Annotated in this window: 11 protein-coding genes and 1 pseudogene; 7 read left to right on the forward strand and 5 right to left on the reverse strand. The window is 66.6% G+C overall.

Going from position 1 to position 11,955, the window contains the following annotated elements:
- Positions 1–37: 37 nt before the first annotated feature.
- On the forward strand, positions 38–1,081 hold the full coding sequence (locus QTQ03_RS28175; protein WP_289277557.1) for a transposase: 1,044 nt from the start codon (positions 38–40) through the stop codon (positions 1,079–1,081).
- Here the strand turns inward: QTQ03_RS28175 and QTQ03_RS28180 are convergent.
- The 3 genes from QTQ03_RS28180 to QTQ03_RS28190 form a co-directional block, all read right to left on the reverse strand.
- Positions 1,025–1,576, reverse strand: a complete 552-nt coding sequence (locus QTQ03_RS28180) for a hypothetical protein (RefSeq protein WP_289281057.1) — start codon at positions 1,574–1,576, stop codon at positions 1,025–1,027. The genes QTQ03_RS28175 and QTQ03_RS28180 overlap by 57 nt on opposite strands.
- A 121-nt stretch (positions 1,577–1,697) precedes the next feature.
- A complete protein-coding gene (locus QTQ03_RS28185) occupies positions 1,698–2,975 on the reverse strand; it encodes an IS256 family transposase (protein ID WP_502889892.1) in 1,278 nt (425 codons plus the stop codon).
- Between the two features lie 246 nt (positions 2,976–3,221).
- Positions 3,222–3,884: a hypothetical protein gene (locus QTQ03_RS28190; RefSeq protein ID WP_289281058.1), complete on the reverse strand. Its 663-nt coding sequence runs from the start codon at positions 3,882–3,884 to the stop codon at positions 3,222–3,224.
- A 132-nt stretch (positions 3,885–4,016) separates the two neighbouring features.
- Here QTQ03_RS28190 and QTQ03_RS28195 point away from each other — a divergent pair.
- A pseudogene (locus tag QTQ03_RS28195) lies at positions 4,017–4,310 on the forward strand (IS1634 family transposase); the annotation flags it as partial.
- Between the two features lie 265 nt (positions 4,311–4,575).
- On the forward strand, positions 4,576–6,276 hold the full coding sequence (locus QTQ03_RS28200) for an IS1634 family transposase (RefSeq protein WP_289281060.1): 1,701 nt from the start codon (positions 4,576–4,578) through the stop codon (positions 6,274–6,276).
- A 180-nt stretch (positions 6,277–6,456) separates the two neighbouring features.
- Here the strand turns inward: QTQ03_RS28200 and QTQ03_RS28205 are convergent, their stop codons facing one another.
- On the reverse strand, positions 6,457–6,789 hold the full coding sequence (locus QTQ03_RS28205) for a hypothetical protein (protein WP_289281061.1): 333 nt from the start codon (positions 6,787–6,789) through the stop codon (positions 6,457–6,459).
- Positions 6,790–7,227: 438 nt separating this feature from the next.
- Between QTQ03_RS28205 and QTQ03_RS28210 the strand changes: the two genes are divergently transcribed.
- Both QTQ03_RS28210 and QTQ03_RS28215 read left to right on the forward strand, forming a co-directional pair.
- On the forward strand, positions 7,228–7,602 hold the full coding sequence (locus QTQ03_RS28210) for a hypothetical protein (protein WP_289281062.1): 375 nt from the start codon (positions 7,228–7,230) through the stop codon (positions 7,600–7,602).
- Between the two features lie 65 nt (positions 7,603–7,667).
- Positions 7,668–8,000, forward strand: a complete 333-nt coding sequence (locus QTQ03_RS28215) for a hypothetical protein (RefSeq protein WP_289281063.1) — start codon at positions 7,668–7,670, stop codon at positions 7,998–8,000.
- 621 nt (positions 8,001–8,621) lie between these two features.
- Here the strand turns inward: QTQ03_RS28215 and QTQ03_RS28220 are convergent.
- A complete protein-coding gene (locus tag QTQ03_RS28220; RefSeq protein ID WP_289281064.1) occupies positions 8,622–9,335 on the reverse strand; it encodes a hypothetical protein in 714 nt (237 codons plus the stop codon).
- 832 nt (positions 9,336–10,167) lie between these two features.
- Between QTQ03_RS28220 and QTQ03_RS28225 the strand changes: the two genes are divergently transcribed.
- Together QTQ03_RS28225 and QTQ03_RS28230 are read left to right on the forward strand one after the other, a co-directional pair.
- Complete coding sequence (locus QTQ03_RS28225) at positions 10,168–10,572, forward strand: phage terminase small subunit (protein ID WP_289281065.1); 405 nt, start codon at positions 10,168–10,170, stop codon at positions 10,570–10,572.
- 108 nt (positions 10,573–10,680) lie between these two features.
- Entirely contained in the window at positions 10,681–11,886 is a 1,206-nt protein-coding gene (locus QTQ03_RS28230) for an IS256 family transposase (protein WP_289280776.1), read from the forward strand.
- The last annotated feature ends 69 nt before the right edge of the window (positions 11,887–11,955 follow it).

Consider the following 11,955-nt stretch of genomic DNA (forward strand, 5'->3'; position numbering starts at 1 on the left):
GGTCTACGGCACCGACGCCGTCGCCCTGCTGCGCGCGGTGTTCGCCCCTGCCGCCCCGGTCTGGCTGGCCGAACTGCCCGCGGTGCGGACGCTGCGCACCGTGCTGGTGCAGAACTATCTGATCACCACCGACAGCAGGGGGCGGGAGGTGATCCGGCGGCGGGAGGCGGACACGGACGGTCTCCCGCCCGCCAGATCCCGGATCACCTCCCCGTACGACACCGACACCCGGTGGGCCGCAAAAGGCGACGACCTGTTCTGGAACGGCTACAAGGTCCACCTGACCGAGACCTGCGACCCCGACACCGAGCACGGCACCACCAGCGACCACGACGGCCAGACCGGTCCCCGGCCGACACCGAACCTGATCGTCAACGTGGCCACCACGGCGGCCACCGTCCCCGACGTGAAAGCCACCACCGGCATCCACCAGCACCTGCACGACCGCCGGCTGCTGCCCGCCGAGCACTACCTCGACTCCGGCTACCCCTCAGCCGACACCATCGCCACCGCGCAGACTTTCGGCGTCACCATGGTCACCCCGGCCCTGCTCGACCAGTCCGCCCAGGCCCGTGCCCGCACCGGCTACGACAAGACCTGCTTCACCATCGACTTCGACACCCGGCAGGTCACCTGCCCCCAAGGACACACCAACACCTCCTGGAGCCCCACGGTCCAACGCGGCACCGAGGTCATCGTGGTCAAGTTCCCCACCACCACCTGCGGCCCGTGCCCCGCCCGCGCCCAGTGCACCACCGCGAAACGCGGCGGCCGGCAACTCACCTTCTACCCCCGCGACCTCCACCACGCCCTCACCGCTGCCCGCACCCGACAGACCAGCGACAGCTGGCACGACAAGTACAAGCTGCGCGCCGGCGTCGAAGGCACCATCAACCAGGCCCTCGACATCACCGGCATCCGCCACACCCGCTACCGCGGCCTCGCGAAAACCCGCCTCCAACACGTGTTCTCCGCGATCGCCCTCAACCTCGTCCGACTCCACACCTGGTGGACCGACCACCCCCTACCAACAGCCCGGACCAGCAACCTCCAACGCCTCGATCACGCCCTCGCCGCCTGAACCGAATTGGGCAGCAGAGTCGTCCAGGCCGTGGTAGGTGGCCTTGCGTCGGATGGCTGCGGCGACTATGCCGGCCCGTCCGGCCAACACCTGCCGGGCCTGGGCGCGGACCCACCGTTCGGCGTTCGGGTCGCCCTCCGGGTGGAAACACCAGGTGGCCTTCCAGAGGTACTCGATGACGTGGATGAAGTCCACAACAACCGGCAAGGTGATCTTGCGGGTTTTGGCCTCGGCGTGGATCCGGTCGATCTGGTGGGTGTTGCCGTCGACCAGGGCGATCCAGGTCCGAGCGTGGTCGGGGTCGCGGCGGTCGGCCTCGGCGAACCCGGCGGCGATCACCGCCGCGGCGTCGTCGGTCACGCTGGCGTGCAGCCACTTGCCGGAGGTGACCGGCGCCGGGGTAGCAGTTTGGGCCGCTTCGGGGTCCTCGGGCAGGATGTCGGCGATGGTGCGCGGCTTGCCGGTCACGTCGAAGACCGCGGCGACCTCGCACATCCGCTTGCGGTTGCGTTTCTCGCCCTTGGACCGGCGGCCGGCCAGTTTCTGGCTGACCGCGGCCTTGGCGGTGCCCGCGCGAGCCTGTCCGATTGTCTGTGTAACGCCCTACTCTGTCTAACTATCGGACATCGATGGGGATACGGCCTGGGAAGAAGATGTCGAGGGAGTTGAGGGCCTGCTTCCAGCCGTGGACGCCGGCGCCCTCGACGAGACGGGGCGGTGCCTGTCGGGCCTGGGTGCGGGGCTTGCCGGCCTCGGCGGCGCGTTGGCGGGCGCGTTTGTCCTCGATATCGGCGATGGCCAGCCAGATCAGTTTGACCACGGCGTCGTCGGTGGGGAAGTGTCCACGGTTCTTGATCACTTTGCGGATCTGGTAGTTGAACGACTCGATCGCGTTGGTGGTGTAGATGATCCGCCTCACCTCGGGTGGGAAGGCCAGGAACGGGCAGAAGCGGTCCCAGGCGCGTTCCCGGACGGCGACCGCGGCGGGGTACCGCTTGCCGAGAGGGCTGTCGGCGAAGGCGAGCAGGGCGGTCTCGGCGGCCTCGACCGTGGGCGCGGTGTAGATGTCCTTGAGGGCGGTGACCATCGCCCGCCGGTCCTTGTGGGACACGAACCGCATCGCCGCTCTGATCAGGTGCACCACGCAGGTTTGCACGGTGGTGTGCGGCCAGACGGCCTCGATCGCCTCGGGTAGGCCGGTGAGCCCGTCGCAGCAGGCGATGAGGACATCTCGTACGCCCCGGTTACGCAGTTCGGTGCAGACCTGCATCCAGAACTTCGCGCCCTCGGTCTGCTGGACCCAGATCCCGAGGACGTGCTTGACCCCGTCGACGCCGACACCGACGACCAGGTAGCAGGCCTTGTTGCGCACCGTGCCGCCGTCACGGACCTTCACCATCAGCGCGTCGACGTAGGCGATCGGATACACCTCATCGAGGGGCCGGGTCTGCCACGCCTTCACCTCGTCGAGGACCTCGTCGGTGATGGTGGAGATGGTGTCCGGGCCGACCTCGGTGCCGTACACCCGATGCAGATGGTGGGAGATGTCGCGTACCGTCATCCCACCCGCGTACAACGAGATGACCACATCCGACAGGCCCCCGAGACGGCGGGCGTTCTTCGGCAGCAGCACCGGGGTGAACGTGCCCGCCCGATCCCGCGGCACCTTCACCTCGACAGGTCCGACCTCGGTCTGCACCGTCTTCGGCGTGTGCCCGTTCCGCGAGTTCCCCGACCCCTTACCGGACGGATCATGCTTGCCGTAGCCGAGATGCTCGGTCAACTCCGCCCGCAACCCACGCTCCAACACGGCCTTGACCAGTTCGGACAGGAACCCACCCGGCCCGGTCAACCGCAGCCCGTCGCCCTTGATCTGCGCCAACACCGCGTCCATCGCCTGATCGTCGACCAGGTCCGCGACCGCCTTCCGGGCGGCCCGCTTCGCGGCTTCCTCGTCGAGTACCGGCTCGGCCAGGGGCAGCCTCGGCCCGTCAGCGGAGAGCCGTTCCCGCAACCCACGCAGCTCGTCGGTGTCCACCAGGTCCTGGTCCTGCGGGTTGATCATCGACATAGTCATCACACTTGTCCTATCTGCGCCGACCGGCTCCTACCGGCCATAACGGATATTCACCTCAATCCGTTACACAGATCTCTCTACAAGCCCGCCCGCGCGGAGCCCGTCGGGGCGCATCACCACCCCTTTGGCGTCGAAGGACAACGCCAGCACATCATCATCGGCCGACCAGTCCGGGGCGTGGGCGGTGTAGAAGGCATCCACATCTATCGCCGCTGCGGCGGCCAACGCCTCGACCTGCCGTTTCCCGATACGCACCGTGGTGGCCCGCTCAATCGCGGCCGCCGCGTCGGTGAACGAGCCGCGGGCCGCCTCGGCCGCGGCCAACCGGCGCAGTCCATGCGAGTGCTTCTCCACGGGCAGGTTCAACACCGCGTCCGCCGGGTTCAGATCGGCCCGCGCCCGCGCCCGGTAGGCGATACGCGTCACCACCACCTCACCGAACCGGGTGGCCAGCGTCCGCTGCCGCCCCCGCTCGGCCCACCCCCGCAGATGGCTATCGGCGTCGGTCACCTCGTCGAGCCGTTCCTCCCGACTGGCACGAAGATCCAGACTGTCCTGCAACAACTGACACAGCAACCGCATGCCATCGGTATGCAGCCGCTCCTCCAGTTCGGCGTGAGTCATCCCCGCCGCATGCTCACCGGACAGGAAGTCCACCATCGCGCCGAACCGCACGGATGAGCCGGCGAAAGCATCGTCCGCCGTCTCGGATGCGTACTCTTGCACCGGGCTCCCTCTTTGCTGATGTTCGTGTCTCGCAACCGACGAACATAGCGGGAGGATCCCTTTCACCATCACAACCAGTAACACATCCCCAGGCCACACAGCGTGTCGCCGCACCTCACCAGAGCCGCACCCAAATCGATCATCGACCTGCGGCCGGTCTACCACCGAGCCGAGGACCGCATCCGCGCCCACGTCCTGCTCTGCTGGCTCGCCCTGCTGCTCATCCGCATCACCGAGACCCGCACCGGACAGACCTGGCCCGCCGTCCGTGACGAACTCCAACGCCTTCACCTGGGCACCTTCACCGGCCCCGCCGGCTCCTTCCGCCAGCGAACCGAACTCACCACCGGCCAGAAGAAGATCCTCACCGCCCTCGGCCTGCCCGAGCCCCGCCGTGTCTTCGAGGCCACCCCCGCAACCTCCTGACCAGCACGAACACCCCGGCCTAGTGACACGCCCCGCCACCGGGCCAACCCACGTTTCCCCAGCTCAACCCGCGATTTCGCGGACTAGCCAGCCACCTGATCTGTGGAACCCGGGATATAGTCGGCGTCGCGGTGTGAAGGTGCAGGTCAGGACGTTTCGACCTGGTGGGAACGGCGAAAACGCCTAGTGACACGCCTGCCTGTGGATAACTTGTCTGAGCTGCTGATCTATGCGTTGACGCATAGTCGGTGTACGGTCGTGCCTCGTGTACGTGAAAGCGTCGACGCGTAAGACCCGCGACGGGCAGACGATCCGCTACCTGCAACTGGCCCACAATGAGTGGGACCCGGCCGCGAAGGCGTCCAAGACCCGGGTGCTGTACTCGTTCGGCCGTGAGGACCAGCTCGACGTCGCCGGGATCCGCCGCCTCGTCGAGGCGTTGTCGCGACTGCTTGCCCCCGCCGACGCCCTCGCCGCGGCCTCACCGGCCGGGTTGTCGTTCGTCGAGTCCCGTCCGCTGGGCGGGGCGTGGCTGCTCGATGGGCTGTGGCGCCGGCTGCGCATCGACACCGTCCTGCGGCCGCTGGTCGGCTCGTCCCGGCGGGAGATCGACGTCGAACGGGTGCTGTTCGCGCTGGTCGCCAACCGGGCACTGGCCCCGTCGAGCAAGCTGGCCGCCGCCGACTGGGTCTGCCAGGACGTGCACCTGCCCGGCCTGCCCCACGTCACCGACGACGCCTGCTATCGGGCGATGGACCAGCTCATCGAGGTCGAGCCCGCGTTGACCCGCGGCGTCTACGACCAGATCGCCGACCTGCTCAACCTTGAGGTCGACCTGCTGTTCTTCGACACCACCAGCACCTACTTCGAACTCGACGAGGCCGACGAACCGCTGTGGCGCGACGCCTTGGGCAAACCGGTCGACGCCGACGACCCCGCGGCAGTGAAGCAGGCCGGGTTCCGCACCCATGGCAAGAGCAAGGACTCCCGCGACGACCTTCCCCAGGTCGTGGTCGGGATGGCCGTCACCCGTACCGGCATCCCCGTCCGCGTGTGGTGCTGGCCCGGCAACACCAGCGACTCGGCCCTGATCCGGCAGGTCAAGACCGACATGCGCGAGTGGAGCCTGGCCCGCATCGTCTGGGTCGCCGACCGCGGCTTCGCCTCCGCCGAGAACCGCCGCTTCCTGCAACAGGGCGGCGGGCACTACATCCTCGGCGAGAAGCTACGCGCCGGCACCACCGAAGCCGACGCCGCGCTGTCCAGGCAGGGCCGCTACGCCACCGTCGCGGACAACCTGCAGGTCAAGGAAGTCAACATCGACACCGACGACCGGTTCGTCATCTGCTACAACCCGGAAGCCGCCGACCGCGACGCCGCCGTCCGGACCCGGCTACTGGCCCAGCTCACCGACCTGATCGACGACACCGACCGGCTGCCGGCCACCAAACGCGCCGAACTACGCGGCGTGATCTCCACCAAGCCGGGCCTGAACCGGTTCCTGCGCGTCACCCCGAAAGGCCTGCTCCGCCTCGACCAGGCCAAGGTCAAAGCCGAGCAGCGCCTGGACGGCAAGTACCTGCTGCGCTGCTCCGACCCGACACTGTCGGCCGAGGACATCGCCCTGGGCTACAAACAGCTCCTCGAAGTCGAACGCGGCTGGCGCGACATGAAGACCACCCTCGACCTGCGCCCGGTGTTCCACCGCCGCGAGGACCGCATCCGCGCCCACATCCTGCTCTGCTGGCTGGCCCTGCTGCTGATCCGCGTCGCCGAGACCGAGACCGGCCGCACCTGGACCGCGATCCGCACCGACATCGACCGTCTGCACCTGGGCGTGTTCACCGGCCCCGCCGGCACGTTCGCCCAGCGCACCAAGCTGTCCCAGCCCCAGAAGACCCTGCTCACCAAGCTGAAGATCGCCGAGCCACCCCGGATCTTCGACGCGACACCCACAACCGCCTGACCAGCGACAACACCGCCGCCTAGTGACACGCCATGTCACCGGGCCCACCGGCGTTTGCCCAGCTCACAGCCCAGATTTGCGGACTATATCGACGCCGAGCTGCGGAACGCAGGCGTCAGATGGCCCCGGGACGTTCCAGACCAGCCGGGGCCGGCGCGCGTCTTGGCGTGGCCGACCGGGTCAGGCGTCCTGGTGGAAGATTTCTCCACCGAGGGATTCGGCTACTGCCTGGCAGGTGGGCTTGTCCGGGCAGGTTATCGTCCAGTTTTTCCCGAGGACGAGATTCATCTCGGCGACGCCGTCAAGAAGTATGGCCAGGTCTTTGGGGTGTTGGCGGGCCTGGGCTGCGGACTCGTAGATGCCGATCATGTACTCCTTGTCGGCGACATGGCAGCTACCTGAAGCGACCGCGCCGATCGGATCGGTGACCGCCGCGTAGTCCAGGCAGGCGATGCCGCGTGTGACGAGCGCGTTGACGAGCCGGAGTGGGCTGTCGTAGCTGCCACCGTCCACCGGGGGCGGTGGCAGGGATGGGACGGGGGCGGTGCACTCGCCGTGGGAGACGGCGCTGTTGGCGGCGAGGTGGTGGGGGATTGGTCCGCGGTGGCCTGTGTGTTGCCGCTACAGGCGGCGAGCGCGGCGATGAGGGCGACGGCGGCGAGGTGGCGGGGTCGGACCATGCCCAGCAATGTAATAGCCGCATCGATGTCTGAGACGGTGTGGGTAGCGGTCGGCGTGCGGATCGCGTGATGGAGCTTCATCCGGTCGGTGAGTTTCGGGGGCATCGTCGGTGGTGGCCCACCGGTTCGGGGCGAAACGTGACGCGAGCAACTTCGCGGCGAAGCTGATTGACAGCAGCCCTTAGGCCGCTCATTATTTCCACGTTGGCGGTTTCTACCCAGGATGGGCAGGGGCCGCTTTTTTCGTGCCCGATCGGGGGTGAGCGGTGTGGTGAGTCGTGTTCGGGGCCCCTTCGAGGAGGGTGGCCGGGCCGGGTCGGACCGGCAGCCGTTCGGCCGTTCCAATCTGGCGCCGCGCGGTGGGCGGCTGCCGGACGACTGGGATGAGCGGCGGGAGGAAGCGCTCCGGCTGAACCCGCAGCAGATCTGCCACGCGTGTGGACTGCCGGGCGGCACCGACCTGGACCACAAGAACGGTGACTGGCGGGACGATCGGCAGCAGAACCTGGACTGGATCCATTCCTGGCGGGATGTTCGGGCCGGGCGGAGCAAGCGGAACTGCCACATGGCCAAGACCGGCGCCGAGGGTGCCGCGGCGCGCCCGCGGCTGTACCGGCCGGAGGAGGTTCACCCGGCGTTCCGGTGAGAGACGCGCGGTGGTGTGTGCGGCGAACCTACCGGGGCCTGCCCGGGGGAGGGACAGGGACGGTCGTGAGTCAGTCGGAGGAGCGGACACGCGGCCGGTCGTGGCCGCCGGCGTCGTTTGGGCGGGCATCCCAGCCTGAGCGGGAGTCGATCGAGGGTGACTTCCAGATCAAGGGCGGTGAGGCGTTCCACCTGGTGCTGCACGTCCAGGCGACGCCGACCACGCAGTCGCTGGAGCGGTTGTATCTGCTGGTGCGGGAGGCGACGGCGGACGGCGTGCGTGACGGGTACGCGCAGGCGATCGCGGAGCTGCACGCCGACCAGGCCGATGACCTGGGCGAGCAGGGTGGTGAGCACACGCCGGACGGCGGTGACGCGGGAGCCGTGTCGTCTGGTTGACCGCCGCAGGAGAAGTGCCGGGGTTCCCGACGGTAGAGGTCACCGGCCGCGCTGTCACCGATCGCGAAGGCCTCCAGCGGTCGCTGGTGGCCGGACCATCACCGACACGGTGAGGACGCTGGCGGTGGAGTTCAGCGGGTTCAGCGTCCGGACCGCATCGACCGTGCTGGAACTTGTTGGGTCTCAGGACCTGCGTGACAAGTCAGTCCCATGGACGTGTGAGTTGGCCGTGTAGCGGATGGCCCGCTGTCCGGCCGTTCGATTAGGAATGGGATACCGAAAACCATTCGAGCTGAGTCCGAGCAGAAAGGTGATCTGCGAACACCAACGCACTGAAGGCTGACAGCAGGGCGAAGACTATGATCAAGCTCCACCTCAGCCACTTCGGTGCTCGACGCCGATACGCGACCAGCAAAAAGGCTAGGGAGGCGAGTGCGCCGCCGGGTGCCCCGAAAGCAACTACGGAAAGGAGGATACCGGCTGCTGCGGCGCTGACGAGGAGATGAGCACGGAAGAATGTCCGCTGCGAGCCAGTGGAACTTGATTTAGCTGCCGTATCGCCCATGTTAAACAGTCTAGCACTGGGCCTCGGACCGAAGCCCAGTGCTAGCTTCTTGCAAGCTACACGATCCCGCCCTTATCGGCACGCACCGATCCATCACGGTAGCTGTAGAGTCTAATCCAAGGATTACTCTCTGCGATGCAGCTCAACCGGAGCGTGCAGAGCTCAAACGACGCTTGAACGTAGCTCGTGTAATAGGAGATGCCGAAAGAATCCCTGTGGGCAATATTGTTGGGAACGCCCCGGACGCCTCGATACTTCCAGCCCTCAACCTGACCCGGTCCGTAGACGTAGCCAGTGGTTTCCGGGGTCGCGATGCTGGTAACGGTGCGCTTGCCGTAGTCGTAGCAGTAGTACACAGTCTCGGTGAAGCGCCACAGCTTGACGTCAGTGAAGCCTCCCCAATAGTAGATGGTGGCCCCATTCGTCTTGCAGGTTGCGGCGCTGGCAGCCGAAACCCGATCAACGTCAACCGGCTTCTCTACCGCTTTTTCGGAGGTGACCTCCACGCTGACGCTGGTCGGCACTGCGTCCGGGATCGCCTTGAGTTCCTCCGTGGTAAGCGTGGACAGCAGGTCCCACTTAACCTTTAGCCCTGTCTTTTCGGCCGAGGACCTCAATGCGACTTCGGCCGCCGCAAGTGCAGCGGCGTGGTCAGATTCCTTAGCATGAGCGGGTGCTGCTGCATTAACAGCGAATACAACACCTGCAACCAATGCTGCTATCGACCTACCTGCTACCCGGAGGCGCGAATGCGGCTTTCGATTGGTCAAGAAGACCACCTTTCATGGTGTGTTTGTGTGTTTGAGATCCGACATCAATAGAAGTCGCATCAAGCTCATCCCGGACGGATACTTCACCACGGGAAGACACTGATCAAGACCTTACAACTTTTGTAACAATTACTCATCGTGGTAGGCCACGGCCGGCCGCGAGGTGATGAGTCAGGGTGGTCGGTGTCGGCAACAACTAGAGGAATGAGAATACTACGAGCCTACGCCCAGTTGCCCCCGAGAGGTTTAGTCGTCACCACCAATATCACCCATGCCGTCATCCCTACAGAACGTTACGGCATTTCCAGCCAATTGTGAACTATGCCACGACGGCCAGTTAACATCGCGGCAAACTTTGCTGGCGGCGGTCGGCCAGAGCGGTCAACAGCGTCGGCAGGCGCCATGGTCGCGAAGTCGGTCCCGCAGGCTGTCGGTCCCGCAGGCTGCGGACGAAGCCGCACCTTGGCCTCACCGCCGGTGTTGGCCGGTCACTCGGAACGCCAGCGATGAACGGCCTGACGAGACTCCGAACCAGTCGGCGACGTCCCTGCCCGTCGGCCCGGCAAGCACGTCCTGGACGGCGGCCCGATACCGCTGTTCCGTCACGCTCATCTCCACCAACACTCGGCGGAGTCACCCAGGCCCTGATACCGATCTATCTCCCAAGTCCCGGGACCGGACAGACCGCGCTGGGACTGCCCGGAAAGAGTTGTTCGCCGCTTTCTAGGACCGCTTCTGGGCCCGCAACGGGCGTGCGGTTCGTCTCCGTGGTCGTGACCCGCAATGGGCAGCGGCCAGTGCCATACGAGGTCCCGGAATGGGAGTGATGATCATGCCTGGGCCTGCGCCGCAGCAGCGTAAACACGGCAGGACCCCGAACGCCGCCGATGACTGGCGGGAGGTTCCGGAGGTCCCGTTCGACGGGGCGCCGCTGATGCCGAAGCCTCCCGGTCGCGGGAAGTGGCATCCGCTTGTGCAGGCGTGGTGGACGACGACGTCGACGATGCCGCACTGCGTGTTGTGGCGGCCGGAGGATTGGCAGAAGGTCTTCGAGTTGCTGCACGAGAAGCAGCGGTACTACCGGACGGCTGACGAGGACAAGAAGACCGCGCAGCTGACCGAGATCCGCCGGCAGGAGGACGCGCTCGGTATCGGTGACGCGGCTCGGCAGCGGCTGCGGATTCGGTACGTCCAGAAGACGGAGCCGGGGCTGCCGGGGACGGGACTGTACAAATAACGGCTGATCGACCGATCAAGGGAGAGACGCCAGATGACGACCGAGACCACCGTGGGACAGCCGGCCGTGGAGCCGGTGGGTGCGGTCACGGATGAGCAGTTGATCGCGATGCTGGTCGATCGGGCTCGTGGTGACGGGTTGAAGCTGACCGGCGAGGGTGGGCTGCTGCAGCAGCTGACGAAGCGGGTCCTCGAGTCGGCGTTGGATGGGGAGATCACCGACCACGTCGGCTACGACAAGCACGACCCGGCGGGTCGGGGTAGCGGGAACACCCGTAACGGCAGCCGGACCAAGACGGTGCTCACCGACGTCGGGCCGGTCGAGGTGCGGGTCCCACGCGACGCCGCCGGGACGTTCGAGCCGCAGATCGTGCGTAAGCGGCAGCGGCGTCTGACCGGCGTCGACGACATGGTCCTGTCGCTGTCGGCCAAGGGCCTGACCCACGGCGAGATCGCCGCGCACCTGGCTGAGGTCTACGGCGCTGAGGTGTCGAAGCAGACCATCTCCACGATCACCGACAAGGTCATGGACGGCATGGCCGAGTGGCAGAACCGGCCCCTGGACCGGGTCTACCCGGTCGTGTTCATCGACGCCATCAACGTCAAGATCAGGGACGGTCAGGTCGCGAACCGGCCGATCTACCTCGCGATGGCGGTCACCGTCGACGGCCACCGCGACATCCTCGGTATCTGGGCCGGTGACGGCGGCGAGGGCGCCAAGTACTGGCTGCACGTGCTCACCGAGTTGAAGAACCGCGGCGTGGCCGACGTGCTGATGCTGGTCTGTGACGGGCTCAAGGGACTGCCGGAGACGGTGGAGACGGTGTGGCCGCGCACGATCGTGCAGACGTGTGTGGTGCACCTGCTGCGCAACTCGTTCCGCTACGCCGCCCGGCAGGACTGGGACAAGATCGCCAAAGCGCTGCGGCCGGTCTACACCGCGGCGACCGAGGACGCCGCCACCGAGCGGTTCCTCGAGTTCGCCGAGGCGTGGGGCCGTAAGTATCCGGCGATCGTGAAGCTGTGGGAGAACGCGTGGGCGGAGTTCGTGCCGTTCCTCGCCTTCGACGTGGAGATCCGCAAGGTCATCTGCTCCACGAACGCGATCGAGTCCGTCAACGCCCGTATCCGCAGGGCCGTGCGAGCTCGTGGCCACTTCCCGAACGAGCAGGCCGCACTCAAGTGCGTCTACATGGCCTTGATGAGCCTCGACCCGACCGGAGCCGGCCGCCGACGCTGGACCATACGCTGGAAAGCACCACTGAACGCCTTCCAGATCGCCTTCGAAGGCCGGCTCACCCCGGCCAACAACTGACCACCTCAACAACCAAGATCAGCCGTTAACTTGACACTCCCGGGCCGGGCCGTCGTGACACCGCACGCC

Origin of the sequence: Micromonospora sp. WMMA1363, from assembly GCF_030345795.1 — a bacterium.
Taxonomy (GTDB): domain Bacteria; phylum Actinomycetota; class Actinomycetes; order Mycobacteriales; family Micromonosporaceae; genus Micromonospora.

Excerpts from the sequence above, each read along its gene's own strand:
- QTQ03_RS28180 (WP_289281057.1), bottom strand. The coding sequence starts at position 1,576 with ATGTGCGAGGTCGCCGCGGTCTTCGACGTGACCGGCAAGCCGCGCACC.
- QTQ03_RS28230 (WP_289280776.1), top strand. The coding sequence starts at position 10,681 with ATGCTGGTCGATCGGGCTCGTGGTGACGGGTTGAAGCTGACCGGCGAG.
- QTQ03_RS28185 (WP_502889892.1), bottom strand. The coding sequence starts at position 2,975 with ATGGACGCGGTGTTGGCGCAGATCAAGGGCGACGGGCTGCGGTTGACC.
- QTQ03_RS28225 (WP_289281065.1), top strand. The coding sequence starts at position 10,168 with ATGCCTGGGCCTGCGCCGCAGCAGCGTAAACACGGCAGGACCCCGAAC.